This is a genomic window from Formosimonas limnophila (genome assembly GCF_014652675.1).
In the GTDB taxonomy this organism is placed as follows: Bacteria; Pseudomonadota; Gammaproteobacteria; order Burkholderiales; family Burkholderiaceae; genus Hydromonas; species Hydromonas limnophila.
The window spans coordinates 134,742-152,413 of record NZ_BMZG01000001.1 but is presented as its reverse complement, the minus strand read 5'-3'; the positions used below and the strand labels follow the sequence as shown (position 1 = coordinate 152,413).

Below are 17,672 nucleotides of genomic sequence, written 5' to 3'. Positions count from 1 at the left end.
AGCTTCATTATTAATCAATTGATTGTGAAATTAGGCGTAATCCGCGACTGTTCGAGTACCAACCTTCAATCAAAACCAATCGCAGCTCCACGTACCAATCTAAACACGCCATCGTCAAACAATCTCAACCACGAATTGGATTTTAATATGAGTACTCCCAAAATTCTGGACATCACCATCGACGTCGCCGTCATCGGCGCAGGCACCGCAGGCTTAGCAGCATACCGTGCCGCACGCAAGCAAGGTGTATCTGCCCTCATTGTCGAAGGCGGCCCTTATGGCACGACTTGTGCCCGCGTGGGTTGTATGCCGTCGAAGCTGCTGATTGCCGCAGCCGAAGCCATACACGCTCAGGATAAGTTAAAGGCATTTGGTATTGATGTCCCTGCTGCCACCGTTGATGGTGTCCGCGTCATGAATCGTGTACGTTCTGAACGTGACCGCTTCGTCGGCTTTGTGCTTGAGGGTGTTGAGAGCATTGACGCCAATGACAAATTGCATGGCTACGCCACATTCAAAGACGCACACACGTTAGAGGTCGCTTTAGAAAATGGTAGGAGCGCAATCATCCACGCCAAGTCCATTGTCATCGCCACAGGCTCAACCCCCATCAAACCCGTGGAACTCGCAGCCGCTGGTGACAGACTAGTGGTCAATGACGACGTCTTTAGCTGGACTGATTTACCAAAAAGTGCATTCGTCGTCGGCGCAGGCGTCATCGGGTTAGAACTCGGTCAAGCATTATCTCGACTTGGAGTGGATGTCACACTCATGGGTCGTCGCCACCACATCGCTCACTTGTCTGACCCTGTCGTACGTGATGAAGCACTCAAGTTTTTTCAAAACGAGATGAATTACATCAGTGATGGGCGCATCACCAGCGTTGAGCGTGTCGCCGACGGCGTACTGATTCATTACGTGGACAACAACGACATCTCACACAGCAAAGTTTTTGAATACCTCATCTCAACCGCAGGTCGCCGCGTGAACTTAGATAAACTAAATCTGCCTAACACCGCTGTCGCTCTAAATGACAAAGGCATTCCTGCTTTTAACCCACACACCATGCAAATAGGTGACACACACATATTCATCGCCGGTGATGCCAATGCAGAGCTACCCCTCTTGCACGAAGCGGCTGATGAAGGCGCGATTGCAGGAGCAAATGCCGCACGCATCGCACTCAACGCACCTATCGAATTGGGCGACCGTCGCACGCCGATTGCCATTGTGTTTTCAGATCCAAACATCGCCAGTGTTGGCACACACTTTCGAGAACTTGATTTGAGCACATCTTCGGCAGGCCAAGTGTCTTTTCACAATCAAGGCCGATCACGCGTCATGCTCGTCAACCACGGTGTACTGCGCGTCTATGCAGACATCCAGACGAGAAAGTTTTTGGGTGCAGAAATGATTGGTCCACGAAACGAGCACATCGCGCACTTATTGGCATGGGCTCATCAAATGGGACTGACGGTCGATCAAATGCTCGCCATGCCGTTCTATCACCCCGTGATTGAAGAAGGACTGCGCACAGCACTGCGTGATTTGGCCGCCCACCTCGATAGTCAAACAGCTATCGGCTAAATGCAAGATATTGTGCTACCGCAATGGTTTTATCATGGTTTTGCGAAAGATCTAAATCGCATTTAGAGGATGGCAAGTGATGATAAATGGATTGTGCCGACGTGAATCATGTCAAACATGATTCACGATCATAATGAAGGGGCTTGATTCATCAGCCCCTTTGACTGAACTAAGGTACAGGCAATATCAGTGTAAAAGTACTGCCCTTGCCAAGCTCGCTTTCAATGCGCAATTCGCCTTTATGTCGCTGCATCACAGTTTTCACCATATTCAATCCGATACCAAGGCTGCCTGCGGCATCGGTATGTTTCTCTGAATCAATCATGCGCATTTGTGACTCTTGGCACAGTGCTGCTAATTTTTGTGAACTCATGCCAACGCCACATAACCTGTACTGGCCGATACCGTCACCCGAATCTGAGTATCATCTGGGCTATATCTGATAGCGTTGGTGATTAAATTTATCACAGCTCGTTGAATCAACTTACTATCAGCCTGAATCCAAAGCGCCTCATGCAGCACATCATCAACATCGTTTAATTCAACTTTGATTTTTTTGTTCTACGCCACCGCAATTAGTCTTTGACTTTGCGCGTGATAGTGTTTCGACCGATTCCGAGCAGCTGTGCCGCTTTTTGTCGGTGATTGTGGGTGTACTTGAGCGCTTGGGCAATGACTACTTGCTCGAACTGATCCTGAAGTTTAATCATCACAGCAGGCTGACCATCCATCAGAGCCTTATCGACTGCAAGCCGCAAGGCGTCTTGCCAGTAAGTGATGTTTGTCACTGGTTGATTGCCTTGATTTTGGACATCACGCTCGTCTGCAGAGTAAATCGCCATGGCTAGTATCTCGCGCACATCAGTGGGTAAGTCTGCTTCATTGATTTCAGGCGTGGGGGTCATAACGGTGAGCCAGCGACAAACATTATCGAGCTGACGAACGTTGCCGAGCCAGTGCGCTTTTTGGCAAATCGCCATCGCAGACGACGTGAGGGTTTTCGCTTGCGGCTGACCGAGGTCTCGAGCGGCCTTGGCGAGGAAGTGATGCATGAGCAGTGGAATGTCCTCGGAGCGTTCACGCAGTGGCGGCAAGTGAATACCAACGACATTGAGTCTGTGGTATAAGTCTGCTCTGAATTGACCTTGAGCAACCCGTTGGGCTAAGTCCTGATGACTGGCGGCGATGACACGAACGTCGGCCTTAACAAGCGCATTTCCACCGACGCGATAAAAGACGCCTTCCGACAATACACGCAGCAAGCGTGCTTGCAAATCAAGCGGCATATCACCGATTTCGTCGAGAAACAACGTCCCGCCTGCGGCTTCTTCAAACCGCCCTGTGCGGGTTGTGCTCGCACCTGAGAAAGCCCCTTTTTCATGACCAAATAATTCAGACTCCAGTAAATGTGCGGGTATCGCGGCGGTGCTGATGGCGATGAATGGTTTGGCCGAGCGTGCACTAGTGTTGTGTAGGGCGCGAGCGACGAGCTCTTTGCCTGAGCCAGTTTCACCCGTGAGCAATACATTGATTTGCGTCGCAGACAGGCGTCCGATGGTTCGCAGAACTTGCAAAATCGCTGGGCTTTGACCAAACAGACCAAAGGTATGCTCAGCTTGTGTCCCCCCTTCCACCGTCACAGGACTCTGACTACTGGCCGGCTGCAAAAATCGCTTGAGCAACGCCATTAGCTCGTCGGTATCAAAAGGTTTGGCAATGTACTCAGCAGCACCCATCTGAAATGTCGAAACCGCATTATCAAGGTCAGCGTGCGCCGTCATCATGACGACGGGAACGTCGGGCGCGATTTCTTTGAACCCTTGTAGCAACGAGATGCCTGAGACGTTCGGCATACGAATGTCTGACAGCAATAACGCGGGATAATCACCCGGTTGACGGGATTTCGACGGTTGTCGCTGCCATGCTTCAAGTGCGTCAAGGGCTTCTTGACCATCGGCAAACATGCGGTAAGGCAGGCGAGATTTTTGCAAGGCTTTGTCGAGTACCCAGCGAATGCTTTTGTCATCGTCCACCACCCAGACAGTGGGTTTGTCGTTTAAGCCGTACATGGTTTTTCTCCTTTGTATCGATTGTGGGTTGATTGTTCCACACGATTTTTTTAAAACTTCAGCCGCTATTTTGTACTTGCATTGCCATAGATTCGCTCACATCAGGCTTTCGCCACGGGTAAAAGCAGCTTCATCTGCGTGTGTCCCACTCGGCTATCCACTTCAATCGTGCCGCCATGCTGCTGAGCAATTTGCATCGCAACGGAAAGCCCAAGGCCTGTGCCGCCCTCACGCTGAGTGACCATCGGCAAAAACAAAGTATCGTAAATCTCAGGCGGCACGCCTGCGCCGTTATCAATCACCGATAGCTCAACCATCAAATGGTGCATGGTGTGTCCCACCATGGTGTTTCGAGCCACGCGGGTCTTAATGATGACATGGGGCATGGCGGTCTCGTTGTGCTGTACTGCTTGGGCTGCATTTTGGACAAGGTTGAGCAGAAGCTGCTGTAAGTAATTTGACACGCCCACCACATCCGGAACGCTGACGTCATAGTCGCGAACCCAATCGATTTGCGGGAACTCAATTTTGGCGATGCGATAAACCGCTTCACAGACTTCATGGACATTGAGCGCGGCCATTTGCGCATTGCCTTTTCGATACGGTACTAAAAATTGATCAACCAAGTTTTTTAAGCGATCCACTTGGGTGAGCATCATTTCGGTGTATTCAGTCAGCTCAGGCGCGACTTCGCGCAATTCGTCCTGAAGTAATTGTGCTGCACCTCGAATGCCGCCGAGCGGATTTTTCACTTCATGAGCAAGCTGACGCATGAGGTCTTGGTGATTTTGAACCTGTGATCGCCACTGGTTGTCTTGATTAACGTGCTCGTATGAGCCGAGTTGATGACATTCGAGACAATAGGACAATGGTTCAGCACGTGGGTTCTCATCTGAGGGTGAGACAGGTGACAACACCACATGCACAAGCACACTGCCTGACTCATTCGAGCGAAGCAGTTTAAGCACACCGCGGCACACTTCGTTTTTACCCTGCGCCATGTGGGTTTGCAATGTAATCAGTGTCTCATCATTGACAAACCAGTGATCCAACGTCGCACCAAGCGCATGATTCAGCGCGCTGCCCCACATGGCTTGCGCCGCTGCATTGAGCGAACAAACGCGTGCGCCTCGGTCAAGTATGACCACGGCTACTTGCAGGCTATCCACAGCGATGTTGGGGAATGTGTGTGGCATTAAGGCATCCGCGACAGCTCACGGCTCAACGCAGAGATATTTGCTTGCGTGAGGCTGATTTGTTGTTTGAGTTGCTCAGTGCGGTCAAGGTACTTTTGATAGTTTCGCTCGTCACCACGACGCTCTGGTGTGCCATTTTGAAATTCGTTTTGTAGCTTCGCCAGTAAGGCTTGAGCCAGAAATAGCTCATTGCGCAGAATCGCTTCACGACCTGTGTCTCGCTGCCCTTGTATTTGCTGGCTCACACGAGAGCCGATGATGATGGCATTGGCCGCAGGTTGAGGATCACCAGGGTTTGTAACGACGCGCGGTAATCGCACGGGTTCGGTGATGCGCACAGTTTTTGTCGTGCAGTTTTTGCCCGCATTGAGGTTTTGTAGTTTGATACTGCCATCTGCTTGCGTGCAAATATAGATGCTTGTTTCTGTGGTTTGGGCGTGCGCCGTCACGATATTCGCGCTGAACATCGTGGTTATGAAAAACATTTGTGTGGCTTTTTTTAGCATCATTTTTAGCATGAAACTCATCAAAAAAAGCGCTGATACGGTCACCGTACCAGCGCATTAACTTCTCACACGAGAAAAGAAGCTTTTAACGTATGCGCGGCATGGTCATTATCAACTATCGGAGTTCACCATCACCGCCGCGCACACGAATCAACTGATTACAGGCTATAGTACAACTGAAATTCCAGCGGGGTGGCTGTCATCTGAGTCAACTTGACATCTTCCATTTTCAACGCGATGTACGCGTCGAGCATCGAGTCAGTAAACACACCTCCGCGCGTCAAAAACTCACGATCCGCATCCAACGCTTCCAATGCTTCCTCTAACGAGCTGCACACGGTTGGTACCAATGCATCTTCTTCTGGTGGCAAGTCATAAAGATTTTTCGTCGCTGGGTCACCAGGGTGGATTTTGTTTTGAATACCGTCCAAGCCTGCCATCAACATCGCTGCGAATGCCAAGTATGGATTGGCCATTGGGTCTGGGAAGCGTGCTTCGATGCGGCGACCTTTTGGATTTGAGACAAATGGAATGCGAATCGACGCTGAGCGGTTTTTCGCAGAATACGCCAACTTCACAGGTGCTTCGTAGTGTGGCACGAGGCGTTTGTACGAGTTGGTCGATGGGTTGGTAATTGCATTCAATGCACGCGCGTGCTTGATGATACCGCCCACGTAGTACAAAGCGGTTTCAGACAAACCTGCGTAACCGTCACCTGCGAATAAGTTTTGACCATCTTTCCAAATCGATTGGTGGATGTGCATACCCGAACCGTTGTCACCGACAACTGGTTTTGGCATGAATGTTGCGGTTTTGCCATAAGCATGTGCCACGTTCCAAACCACGTATTTGAGAATTTGAGTCCAATCAGCGCGCTGAACCAGCGTTGAGAATTTTGTACCGATTTCGTTTTGGCCTTCACCAGCGACTTCATGGTGATGTACTTCAACAGGCACACCAAGTTGCTCCAGCAACAAGCACATTTCAGAACGCATATCCATGAATGTATCAGTTGGTGCGACTGGGAAATAGCCACCTTTGATGCCAGGACGATGACCGAGATTGCCGCCTTCGGTTTTCACTGATGATGACCAGCCCGCTTCTTCTGAACCGATGCGCACGAATGAGCCTTGCATGTCGATTTTGTAACGGATTGAGTCAAAAATGAAGAACTCTGGTTCTGGACCAAAGTACGCTGTGTCGCCCAAACCCGTTGATTTGAGGTACGCTTCAGCGCGTTTCGCAATCGAGCGTGGATCGCGGTCATAGCCTTTGCCATCTTCTGGCTCTATGACATCACAAGTCAAGTTCAATGTGGTTTCTGCGGTAAACGGGTCAATGTTGGCTGTTGCTGGGTCTGGAATCAACAACATATCAGATGCCTCAATGCCTTTCCAACCCGCAATCGACGAGCCATCAAATGCATGGCCGGACTCGAATTTGTCCTCATCAAAAGCTGATACAGGCACAGAAACGTGCTGCTCTTTGCCTTTGGTGTCTGTAAAACGAAAATCAATGAATTTCACATCTTGGTCTTTGACCAACTGCATGACTTTTGCAATCTCACTCATTTTTAAAACTCCTCGTGTTAGAAGATGAACGTGCCCTGTTAGGCTATGTGTCTACATTTCGCTCGCTTTGTGGTGCATAGTGCGCGCGTTTCAACTGGTGTCTATCTTAGGCGAAGCGGGTTTTTGGCTTTTGGTTTATTTTGGTGCAACCACCTCATTATTGCATTATTTTGGTGCAATTTCTTCGTTTTGGTGCATTCCTTGTATAAAAAACCACCCATTCGGGTGGTTTTTTAACAATCGAATAGTTCTTCAGTATGATTTGCACAGTTTTCGTGCAGATGAAAGTAATCAATCAATACGATTAGCACCCAAGCGCAAAAACGCATACAAAATAATGGCACCAAATGTCGCCACACCAATCCCCCCCAATTCAAACGAACCAATGTGCAACGACATATTGCCCGCCCCAACAATCAAAGTCACAGCCGCGACAATCAGATTATGATTCTTAGAGAAATCAACCTTATTGTCCACCCAGATTTTCGCCCCAGCCACCGCAATCAATCCAAACACCACAATCGAAACACCACCCAAAACAGGCGCAGGAATCGAAGCAATCAAAGCACCCACTTTAGGCGAGAACCCCAACAAAATCGCAAATACACCTGCAAAAACGAAAGCCAATGTTGAGTAAATTTTGGTCACCGCCATCACGCCGATGTTCTCTGCGTAGGTTGTCACACCAGTACCACCAAAGAACCCAGACAAAGCCGTCGCCAAGCCGTCACCCATAAAAGCACGCCCCATGTACGGATTCATATCCTTGCCCATCATTCCGCTGATTGCGCGTAGATGACCAAGATTCTCTGCAATGAGAATCACCGCAATCGGTGCAATCAGCCAAATCGCCTGTGTGTCAAATACAGGCGATGTCAGTGTCGGCACACCCCACCATGGCGCATCAGAGACCTTTGAGAAATCGAAAGCCTTAGCCCCATGCTCACCACCAACACCCCAACCAAGCACGTTGACAAACAACACGTACAAAAGTGTCGCCAGCAGCAACCCCACCAAAATCAGCAATCGTCGAATCATCCCCGCACCAAACACCGCTGTCGCTGCAATACACACCACCGTCATCATCATGTACCACGCATCTGCGCTTGACGCCTTAGCCCCCATCACCGCTACACCGGCGAGATTTAAGCCGATTACCGCCACCACAGCCCCCGTGACCACAGGTGGCATGAGTTTTTCTATCCACGATGTGCCCATGAAGTGCACCAGCACCCCCATCAAAAAATAAACCACGCCACACACCACAATCCCACCCAGAGCCACCGACACATTGGGATTCGGCGTGAACGCTGCCGTGTATGCTGTCGCAGCCGCCACAGGTCCAATAAATGCAAAGCTCGAGCCAAGATAGCTCGGCACGCGACCAGCAGTCACCACAAAAAACAATAAAGTGCCAATACCAGACATTAGAATCGCCACATTTGGGTCAAACCCCATCAACAAGGGCCCCAAAATCGTCGCACCAAACATGGCAATGACATGCTGAACCCCCATCATAGCGGTCTGTCCCATAGGCAAACGCTCATCAGGGGCAATCACGCCATGATGTTTTTCAGTCCATGTTGGAAAAAAGTCTCCCGCCATTTCATTCTCCTGTCTTAATACAAATTAATTCACAAACTCACTTGTCAGCGAAACCCGAAAATTATACCGTAGGCACTTATCGCCGCCTTCAAAAAATGTCTAAAAAGTGAATTTCCCTTTATCCACCACCAAAGAAATACGCAAAACAACAAAAAAACCAAACTCATGACCACATAAAATTAGCACATCCCTTACTGGGATCATTGCGCTATAACTCATTACTACAGAACCACTTCAAAAATTTTAGAGATAAAATTGGCAAGATATCACACAACTTTCTGTGAACTTTCGCAAACACCCTGCTAAAATTCCACCATCATCAACCCACCTATCGCCACACCATGACCCCACACCCCAATCACCCAAATCTGTACGTCGTCAATCACCCGCTCGTTGCCCACAAACTCTCACACATGCGTGACGAGCAAACGTCGACCCGCACATTCCGTGCACTGCTTCGCGAACTCACGCTGCTCATGGGTTATGAACTCACCCGCGACCTCCCCATGACAACGAAAGACATCAAAACACCACTGTGTGACCTCGCCGCACCCGTCATCGCAGGCAAAAAAGTCGCCATTGTTCCCGTCCTTCGCGCGGGTCTCGGCATGGCAGACGGACTACTTGATCTTCTCCCCTCCGCACGCCAAGGCCACATTGGTCTCTACCGTGCAGTGGATAATCGCCCTGTAGAGTACTACGTGCGATTGCCCGAAACTGAAGGGCGATTATTCATCCTCTGCGACCCCATGCTTGCAACAGGTTATTCCGCCATCCATGCCGTTGACGTCCTCATCAAGCGAGGTGTCACACCAGAAAACATCCGTTTCCTCGCGCTCGTCGCTGCACCAGAAGGCATCAAAGTTTTTCACGCAGCTCATCCAGAGATTAAAGTATACGTCGCCTCACTCGATGAAATGCTCAATGAACACGCTTACATCGTCCCAGGCTTAGGCGATGCGGGTGATCGTATTTTTGGCACAAAAGGCTAAAAGACACAACGATGGTTAACACCCATAAAAAACCGCTTGTATCAACACAAGCGGTTTTTTATCAATCAGCCCAACGTCGGCATCACGAATGAGTTGGCATGAGCCATGCCTGATTCAGGCCAACGACGCGTGATGACTTTGCTACGGGTATAAAAGCGAATCGCCTCGGGCCCATAGATGTGTTGGTCACCAAACAGCGAATTGCGCCAGCCACCAAAAGAGAAGAACGAAATAGGTACTGGGATAGGCACATTCACACCCACCATACCGACCTCAATCGCGTTTTCAAAACGTCGCGCCACCGCGCCATTACTGGTGAAAACAGCTGTACCGTTGGCGTACATGTTGCGGTTAATCAGTGCAATCGCATCCTCCAATGTCGCCACACGAACCACGCACAGAACAGGGCCGAAAATTTCCTCTTTATAAATCGTCATCTCAGGCGTGACGTGATCAAACAACGTGCCACCGACGAAAAAGCCGTTCTCATGACCATCAACCGATACACCACGACCATCGACGACGAGCGTCGCACCTTCGTTTTGACCCGCATTAATGTAACCAATCACTTTGTCTCGGTGAGCCGCGGAGATGACTGGACCCATTTCGGTACCTGTGACCATGCCATTGTTGATTTTGAGTGCAGCCGCTTTTTCTGCCAACTTCGCAACTAACACATCAGCGACATCACCGACGGCAACCGCCACTGAAATTGCCATACAACGCTCACCTGCTGAGCCATACGCTGCGCCCATGAGCGCATTAACGGTGAACTCCAAATCACAATCAGGCATGACCACACCGTGATTTTTTGCACCGCCTAAAGCCTGCACACGTTTACCGTGTTCTGCGGCTGTTTGATAAATATATTTAGCAATCGGTGTTGAGCCAACAAACGACACGGCTTTCACATCATCATGCGTGAGCAGCGCATCCACCACCTCTTTATCACCATTGACAATATTCAAAACGCCGTCAGGCAAGCCTGCCTCTTTGGCCAACTGAGCGAGTAACATTGAGCAAGACGGTACTTTTTCAGAAGGTTTGAGTACAAAGGTATTACCGCACGCAATCGCCATCGGAAACATCCACAACGGTACCATGGCAGGAAAGTTAAACGGTGTAATGCCAGCACAAACCCCGAGCGGCTGATGCAACGAGTGCGAATCCACACCCGTACCGACATTTTCAGCAATCTCGCCTTTGAGCATGTGCGCGATGCCTTGTGCAAACTCAACCACCTCGATGCCACGCGTCACCGAGCCTTGCGCATCGTCAAAGGTTTTGCCATGCTCTTCAGTAATCAATGCGGCGAGCTTATCGCGATTGATTTCGAGCAATTCACGAAACTTCATCATGATGCGCGCGCGACGCAAGGGCGGTGTATCACGCCATGTTGGGAATGCGGCCTGTGCCGCAGCAACGGCTTGATTCACATCGTCAGCAGAAGACAAAACTACTTCTCTGATGACAGCGCCTGTGGCTGGATTCGTGACTTCATTGCGGCGGGTTGAATCACTGGAAGCAGGCGCGTTATTGACCCAGTTAAAAATCGTATTCATTCCATTTCCTTTGTCTCTATTAATGATGTTGTTAGGCAACGGCTTTTAATGCTTCACCGACCGTGGCGAAAATGCGCGTAATTTCATCTTCGGAGACAATGAGTGGTGGCGAGAAAGCCAAGATGTCCCCTGTGTATCGCACGAGCACACCCGCCTCATAACACTTGAGGAAAGTCTCATACGCACGAGCACCCACTGCACCATCTCGCGAACTCAGCTCCACGCCGCCGACCAATCCAAGGTTACGGATGTCTTTGACATGTGGCGCACTGCGAAGTTTGTGGATTTCATTTTCAAAGTGCTGCGACAGACTGGCTGCACGCTCAAATAGTTTTTCGTCGCGGTATACGTCCAGTGTCGCGCAAGCCGCAGCCGCTGCCAATGGATGACCTGTGTAGGTATAACCATGAAAAAACTCAATCGCGCTCTCAGGCGCCGCATTCACTACCGTTTCATAAATTTCATCACGGCAGACCACCGCTCCCATTGGTACCGCCGCGTTGTTCAAACCTTTTGCCAACGTCATGACATCAGGTATGACATCAAAATATTGCGCAGCAAATGGCGTGCCCAAACGACCAAAACCCGTAATCACTTCGTCAAAAATCAACAACAGACCGTGTTTATCACACAATTCGCGTAAACGTTTGAGGTAACCTTTCGGTGGAATCAGCACCCCCGTTGAACCAGCCAAAGGCTCCACAATGACCGCAGCAATCGTCGATGGATCATGCAATGCCAAAATATTTTCTAAGTTATCCGCCAAATGCGCGCCCCACTCAGGCTCGCCACGGCTAAAAGCGGCGTGCTCAATGCTCAACGTGTGCGGCAAATGGTCAACACCCACCATGAGGTTCGCCGAAAAGTGCTTACGATTACCGCCAATACCACCGACCGAAATGCCGCCAAAACCCACACCATGATAACCACGCTCGCGGCCGATGAATTTTGTGCGCTGCGCTTGGCCATTCGCACGATGATAGGTCAACACCATTTTTAAGGCCGAATCCACCGCCTCAGAACCAGAATTGGTGAAAAACACTTTATTCATGCCCTCAGGCGTGATTTCTGCCAATTTCGTCGCCGCTTCAAATACTTTGGGGTGCCCCATCTGAAACATCGGTGCATAATCCAGTATATTGGCCATCTCAGTAATCGCATTGACAATCTGCTCACGACCATGCCCCGCATTCACACACCACAAACCTGCTGTGCCATCGAGAATCTGGCGGTTGTCATGGCTGGTGTAATACATGCCTTTGGCAGAAACCAGCAGGCGTGGTGCAGCCTTAAACTGCTTATTGGCTGTGAATGGCATCCACAGATTGTCCAAGTTAGTACTCATGAAATGCTCCGAAAAATTAGATAATGGGTGATAAAGCCAACTCTCAATCACTATAGCCACTAAATTGGTCTGTTCACAGATACACTTTTTGCGCCAGCAGCGTACCACTTCGTCAAAATCACCACCCGAATCCCAGCCTCAATACGGTATAAACCAACATCCCAACCGCAATCATCAACAACAAACTTTGCCGCCAGACAAACACAACACTGGCCACCAAGGTGGCAATCAACGCTTTGTTGTGCCAACTCAAATCTACTTGGCCGCCCTGCATCAAAATATCAGGGGTAATCACCGCCACAATCGCCGCGGTCGGTGCGTATTTCAGCGCACGTTGCACCAAGCGTGGCAAAACAAAGCTCGACGGCGTGAATAAAAAGAATCCCCGAGTCACCACTGTCGTTACCGCAAGTCCAGCCACTGCGGCCAGCATCCAAAAATGTGCTGCTCCAGTCATGAGACCTCCCTCTGCACCGCTCTCAATCTGGCGCTTTGATTCAAGTAACCATTCGGCCAAACGGTTTCCACTAGCAGTGCCGCGGCCACTCCCACAATAATCGCCAAGAAAATCCACAGATTAAACGGCAAAAACTGAAAAAACAACGCCACCAAAGCCGTCACCAAGCATCCTACCACCGCAGCCCAATGGTCAACAATCTTAATCACCAACACCAGCAATGTCAGAGCCGCCGCCAATTTCAACCCCCACTCGGCTGGAATCAAACTGGCCAACAACACACCGGCCACCGTACCAACCTGCCACACCAAATAATTGGTCAACGCCATGCCCAAGAAAAACCCTGTTTGTTGTACAGACGCCTGTGTGGGCACCTCATTGCGATAACGATGATTGAACAACATCGAATTAATATCACCATTCAAAAAACCATATAACCAACGATGTTTGAACGGCAAGTGCTGAAAATAGGGTTTCAACGACGCACTAAAAATCACAAACCGCAAATTCACCACACATGCCGTCAGCCAAATCATCACCATCGGTGCGCCCGCAATCAACATCGCCAACACCGCCAGCTGAGCAGACGCCGCATAAACCACGAGGTTAATCAGCAACACATACAACGGCGGCATCCCAGCCCCCATCATCGCAGCCGCAGTCACCACAGCCCAAATCATCATCGCAGGCACAGTGCTGCTAATGGTTTGAAGCCCATCACGTATGGCTGCGTCAAACTCAAGCTTCTGAGCATGACCATCTAGCTTTACACCAAACAAACGACACAATTTATTCATTCATCTCCCCTTTAAATATCAATCTCACCGCTGCATACTTTCCCACACTTTATAAAGCCGTTTGACCGACACAGGCATCGGCGTGCGAAGCTCCTGCGCAAACAACCCCACACGCAACTCCTCCAATAACCAGCGAAACTGTACCAGTGCATCATCCAAAGCACCCTGTCGCTCATTCACCGCACGCTGCCAGTTTTGAATCAAAGGCAACATATCCCGCATGATTTGAGTGTCGCGCGTGGCATCATTTTTCAGCTTATCCATACGTAATACAATCGCTTTAAAGTAACGCGGATAATGTGCCAATTGCGTATAGGGTGTGTTTAACAAAAATCGTTTCGGTGTGAGTTTTTCGACTTGCGACTGAATGTCTTGATACGTATTGACATGCGGCTTAACGCCCATGAGCTTTTTGCTCGCAGCTTGCCACTCAGTCAAAATATTCAGCACCAGACGCGAGACCTCTTGAACAATCAACCCAACGCGGGTTTTCGCCTGAACCACCATTTGATTAAAGCTCTCCGCATCGCGCGGTGTTTGCGACGCATCCGACAAACCACACGCACGTTGCAATGCCACTTGCACGATGTCTGACTTTAAAGCATCTAAACTGTCAGCGGTTAATCCCGTGTACAGCATCCCCATATTGATCGCATCAGGAATATTTTTCTCCAAATGCTTCATCGTGTCCGCAAGCTGTAAACGCGCCAAACACAGCACACCTTGGACATGCACCGTCTGTGCAACCGACTCCTCATCCCACACAGATAGCTCACAGTGCGTACCATGCGCTTGTAAAGCAGGGTAACCATATAATTTTTTATCGCCTTTTTGCAACTCCATCAGCTCAGGCAACACACCAAAATCCCAAGTTGTAATAGCAGGTACCGCCGTTTCACGCACATCGGTTTTCGGCACAGCTTCTTGAAAAGATGCGCGTGCTTGTCCACCAAAATGCGTGCGCAACAAAGACAGATTTCGACTCATCTCAAGCTGTCGACCATACTCATCGACAAGTTTAAAATTCATGAACGAATGCGCGGGCAACGTCTCTGTTTTAAAGTCTGTGGCTTTGATGAGTTGCTGCGTTTTCAAACGATAGAACTCAATCAACGCATCAATCACAAACTTATCTGATGATTTTTTCTCAGCATTCGCCCACTCAATGAACTCATCGACATAATCAGGCAAAGGTACACAGTGACGACGCAATTTCTGAGGCAATGATTTGAGCAACGCTTGCGCTTTCGGTTTAACCATACCCGCCACCAACCAATCGCACTGATGCGCAGAAACCTGATTGAGCAATGCAATCGGAACCGTCAGCGTCACGCCATCGCGCGGCGAGTTCGGCTCAAAGTGATACGTCAATGCGCAGTCCACACCCGACACATTCATGACTTTCGGAAATACATCCGTGGTCACCCCAGCCGCCTCGTGGCGCATGAGTTCATCGCGTGAAAGGTACAGAATTTTGGGGTTCGCACGAGTGACTTCGTCGTGCCATTTTTGTAAAGCGCGTGTGTTACAGATATCCGCAGGAATCACCGAATCGTAAAATGCGACGATTAACTCATCATCAACCAGCACATCCTGCCGACGTGATTTATGCTCAATGTTTTCAATCTGCGCGATGAGTTGGCGATTGTGCGTGATGAACGGAAAGCGCCCTTCTAAATCATGCGTCGCCACCCCTTCGCGAATGAATATCTCGCGTGCATGCACAGCATCAATGCGCGAGTAATTCACAGGTCGTTGGCTGTACACCACGAGACCATACAATGTCGCGCGCTCGTCGGCTTGAACCTGTCCTGCGCGTTTTCGCCATCGTGGTTCTGAGTACGATTTTTTGAGCAAATGTGCACCGAGCTTCTCTAACCACTGTGGTTCGATTTTTGCCAACGTCCGAGCGAACAAGCGTGAGGTCTCCACCAATTCGGCAGCCATGACCCACTGTGCATTTTTCTTCGACACGCTCGAACCTGGCCAGAGATAAAACTGAATGCCGCGTGCGCCGAGATAGTATTGTTGGCGTTGCCCAGTTTTATTCTTGTCCGCTATATCCACCTTGTCATTTTTGTAACCGATGTTACCGAGCAATCCTGCGAGCAGCGCACAATGGAGTTGCTCATGCGTCGGCTCCACTTCATTGATGCGCCACCCCATTTCCTTAACCATGCTTGATAACTGCGTGTGAACGTCGCGCCACTCACGAAGTCTCAGCGGCGAGAGGAAATTTTCTCGGCATTTGTCCTGAAGCTGGCGATTCGACTTTTTGTGCTCAACTGCATTTTCAAACCACGTCCAAATTTTTAGGTAGGTGAGAAACTCAGAGCGTGGGTCGTTGAATTTGGCATGTGCAGCGTCAGCCTGAGGACGCACATCGACAGGGCGATCGCGCACATCTTTTACCGACAGCGCGCTGGCAATAATGAGCATTTCGCGCAAAGCGCCTTCATCACGCGCAGCGAGCATCATGCGGGCAACTTTCGGATCAATGGGTAGTTTGGCAATGTTATTACCAATCGACGTCAAACGGTATTTGTCATCAATCGCACCGAGTTCTTGTAACAAATGATAACCATCGACAATCGCCCGATTAAGCGGTGCTTGGACAAAGGGGAACTCTTCAATCGATGTCAATCCCAACGCCTTCATGCGCAAAATCACACTGGCGAGTGATGAGCGCAAAATCTCAGGGTCTGTAAAATCAGGCCGCGCAATGAACTCTGCCTCATCATACAAGCGAATACACACCCCCGCTGCGACACGCCCGCAACGCCCTGAACGTTGATTCGCCGCCGCTTTTGAGATGGATTCTATTTGTAGTTGCTCAACTTTTTGACGGTACGAGTAACGTTTCACCCGCGCCAAACCTGAATCTACCACGTAGCGAATCCCAGGCACTGTCAGTGAGGTCTCTGCCACATTCGTCGCAAGGACAATGCGTCGAGCATTTGATGGTTTAAAAATTCGCTCCTGCTCTGCTGCGGTCAGTCGAGCAAACAACGGTAAAATTTCGACGTGTGGCGGATGGTGCTTTCGCAAGCTCTCAGCCGCCTCGCGAATCTCGCGCTCCCCTGGCAAAAACACCAGTACATCGCCTGAACCTTCACGCGCCAACTCATCAACCGCATCAACAATGCCGTCATATAAATCACGGTCTTTGTCATTTTCATTCGCCTGAATCGGTCGATAGCGCACTTCGACTGGATACGTGCGACCACTGACGTTAATAATCGGTGCGTCACCTTGCTCATTGGCAAAATGTTTGGAGAACCTCTCCGCATCAATCGTCGCGGAAGTGATAATGAGCTTTAAATCAGGCCGCTTAGGCAAAATTTCTTTGATGTAGCCCATCAAAAAATCGATGTTTAAACTGCGCTCGTGCGCCTCGTCAATGATGATGGTGTCGTACTGACTCAGCAGTTTATCGGTCTGCGTCTCGGCCAGCAAAATCCCATCGGTCATTAACTTAACAGACGCCCCATCATGCAACCTGTCCTGAAAACGAATTTTATAACCCACCACCTCGCCCAGTGGTGTATTGAGCTCTTCAGCAATTCGTTTGGCCGTGCTCGTCGCAGCCAGCCGTCGTGGCTGCGTGTGACCAATTAAGCCAAGCCCTCCCGCGCCAATGCCACGCCCCAATGACAAGCACATTTTTGGTAACTGCGTGGTTTTGCCCGAGCCCGTCTCACCACAAACGATGATGACTTGGTGATTTTGAATCAGTTCGCAGATTTTGGTGCGCTCCGCACTGACAGGCAAAGCCTCTGGAAACTCAATACTGGCTTTAAACTTTTCCGCCACAACAGAATCAACAGCTCGATTTATTTTAGTGCCTTTAATTCGGCCATCCGATGCTGGACGAGCTCGCGCCTTAAGGCGATGCTCACCGCGCTGTTTAGAAGAATGTGACGTATCGTGCTGTTTCTGAGATTCTTTTGTATTCATGAGTTAATGTTTGTTGGACGTGTTGCCC

The 17,672-nt window shown here is 49.8% G+C and carries 12 protein-coding genes and 1 pseudogene; 2 read left to right on the top strand and 11 right to left on the bottom strand.

Annotated features, from left to right (window positions below; translation table 11 throughout):
* Positions 1-162 precede the first annotated feature (162 nt).
* A complete protein-coding gene (locus tag IE082_RS00695) occupies positions 163-1,587 on the top strand; it encodes a dihydrolipoyl dehydrogenase (protein WP_373295034.1) in 1,425 nt (474 codons plus the stop codon).
* Between the two features lie 169 nt (positions 1,588-1,756).
* Here IE082_RS00695 and IE082_RS00690 read toward each other — a convergent pair.
* The 6 genes and pseudogenes from IE082_RS00690 to IE082_RS00665 all read right to left on the bottom strand — a co-directional run bounded on the left by IE082_RS00690 (position 1,757) and on the right by IE082_RS00665 (position 8,534).
* Positions 1,757-2,055, bottom strand: a pseudogene (locus IE082_RS00690) (sensor histidine kinase).
* A 107-nt stretch (positions 2,056-2,162) separates the two neighbouring features.
* Positions 2,163-3,656: a nitrogen regulation protein NR(I) gene (ntrC, locus tag IE082_RS00685; RefSeq protein WP_189490316.1), complete on the bottom strand. Its 1,494-nt coding sequence runs from the start codon at positions 3,654-3,656 to the stop codon at positions 2,163-2,165.
* Positions 3,657-3,757: 101 nt separating this feature from the next.
* Positions 3,758-4,852, bottom strand: coding sequence for a nitrogen regulation protein NR(II) (glnL, locus tag IE082_RS00680; RefSeq protein WP_189490314.1), 1,095 nt, complete (start codon positions 4,850-4,852; stop codon positions 3,758-3,760).
* On the bottom strand, positions 4,852-5,337 hold the full coding sequence (locus IE082_RS00675) for a DUF4124 domain-containing protein (RefSeq protein ID WP_189490312.1): 486 nt from the start codon (positions 5,335-5,337) through the stop codon (positions 4,852-4,854). The genes glnL and IE082_RS00675 overlap by 1 nt, the downstream gene beginning before the upstream one ends.
* A gap of 179 nt (positions 5,338-5,516) precedes the next feature.
* Positions 5,517-6,929 carry a type I glutamate--ammonia ligase gene (gene glnA / locus IE082_RS00670; protein ID WP_189490310.1) on the bottom strand — a complete coding sequence of 471 codons (1,413 nt, stop codon included), beginning with the start codon at positions 6,927-6,929 and terminating at the stop codon, positions 5,517-5,519.
* A 291-nt stretch (positions 6,930-7,220) separates the two neighbouring features.
* Positions 7,221-8,534, bottom strand: coding sequence for a solute carrier family 23 protein (locus tag IE082_RS00665; protein ID WP_189490308.1), 1,314 nt, complete (start codon positions 8,532-8,534; stop codon positions 7,221-7,223).
* A gap of 341 nt (positions 8,535-8,875) precedes the next feature.
* On the opposite strand from IE082_RS00665, the gene upp reads away from it, so the two are divergent.
* A complete protein-coding gene (gene upp, locus IE082_RS00660; protein ID WP_189490306.1) occupies positions 8,876-9,526 on the top strand; it encodes a uracil phosphoribosyltransferase in 651 nt (216 codons plus the stop codon).
* A 65-nt stretch (positions 9,527-9,591) separates the two neighbouring features.
* Here upp and IE082_RS00655 read toward each other — a convergent pair whose 3' ends face one another.
* The 5 genes from IE082_RS00655 to hrpA all read right to left on the bottom strand — a co-directional run bounded on the left by IE082_RS00655 (position 9,592) and on the right by hrpA (position 17,644).
* Entirely contained in the window at positions 9,592-11,088 is a 1,497-nt protein-coding gene (locus IE082_RS00655; protein ID WP_189490304.1) for a CoA-acylating methylmalonate-semialdehyde dehydrogenase, read from the bottom strand.
* A 31-nt stretch (positions 11,089-11,119) separates the two neighbouring features.
* On the bottom strand, positions 11,120-12,433 hold the full coding sequence (aptA, locus tag IE082_RS00650) for an omega-aminotransferase AptA (protein WP_189490302.1): 1,314 nt from the start codon (positions 12,431-12,433) through the stop codon (positions 11,120-11,122).
* A gap of 118 nt (positions 12,434-12,551) precedes the next feature.
* Positions 12,552-12,890: an AzlD domain-containing protein gene (locus tag IE082_RS00645; protein WP_189490300.1), complete on the bottom strand. Its 339-nt coding sequence runs from the start codon at positions 12,888-12,890 to the stop codon at positions 12,552-12,554.
* Entirely contained in the window at positions 12,887-13,687 is an 801-nt protein-coding gene (locus IE082_RS00640; RefSeq protein WP_189490298.1) for an AzlC family ABC transporter permease, read from the bottom strand. Before IE082_RS00640 ends, IE082_RS00645 begins: the two co-directional genes overlap by 4 nt.
* 24 nt (positions 13,688-13,711) lie before the next feature.
* The gene (hrpA, locus tag IE082_RS00635) at positions 13,712-17,644 is read right to left on the bottom strand and encodes an ATP-dependent RNA helicase HrpA (RefSeq protein ID WP_189490296.1); all 3,933 of its coding nucleotides are present in this window, start codon (positions 17,642-17,644) and stop codon (positions 13,712-13,714) included.
* Positions 17,645-17,672 lie beyond the last annotated feature (28 nt).

What these genes read in the sequence shown, in the direction of transcription:
- ntrC (WP_189490316.1), bottom strand. Translation starts at nt 3,656, where the DNA reads ATGTACGGCTTAAACGACAAACCCACTGTCTGGGTGGTGGACGATGAC.
- glnL (WP_189490314.1), bottom strand. Translation starts at nt 4,852, where the DNA reads ATGCCACACACATTCCCCAACATCGCTGTGGATAGCCTGCAAGTAGCC.
- IE082_RS00675 (WP_189490312.1), bottom strand. Translation starts at nt 5,337, where the DNA reads ATGTTTTTCATAACCACGATGTTCAGCGCGAATATCGTGACGGCGCAC.
- glnA (WP_189490310.1), bottom strand. Translation starts at nt 6,929, where the DNA reads ATGAGTGAGATTGCAAAAGTCATGCAGTTGGTCAAAGACCAAGATGTG.
- IE082_RS00665 (WP_189490308.1), bottom strand. Translation starts at nt 8,534, where the DNA reads ATGGCGGGAGACTTTTTTCCAACATGGACTGAAAAACATCATGGCGTG.
- upp (WP_189490306.1), top strand. Translation starts at nt 8,876, where the DNA reads ATGACCCCACACCCCAATCACCCAAATCTGTACGTCGTCAATCACCCG.
- IE082_RS00655 (WP_189490304.1), bottom strand. Translation starts at nt 11,088, where the DNA reads ATGAATACGATTTTTAACTGGGTCAATAACGCGCCTGCTTCCAGTGAT.
- aptA (WP_189490302.1), bottom strand. Translation starts at nt 12,433, where the DNA reads ATGAGTACTAACTTGGACAATCTGTGGATGCCATTCACAGCCAATAAG.
- IE082_RS00645 (WP_189490300.1), bottom strand. Translation starts at nt 12,890, where the DNA reads ATGACTGGAGCAGCACATTTTTGGATGCTGGCCGCAGTGGCTGGACTT.
- IE082_RS00640 (WP_189490298.1), bottom strand. Translation starts at nt 13,687, where the DNA reads ATGAATAAATTGTGTCGTTTGTTTGGTGTAAAGCTAGATGGTCATGCT.
- hrpA (WP_189490296.1), bottom strand. Translation starts at nt 17,644, where the DNA reads ATGAATACAAAAGAATCTCAGAAACAGCACGATACGTCACATTCTTCT.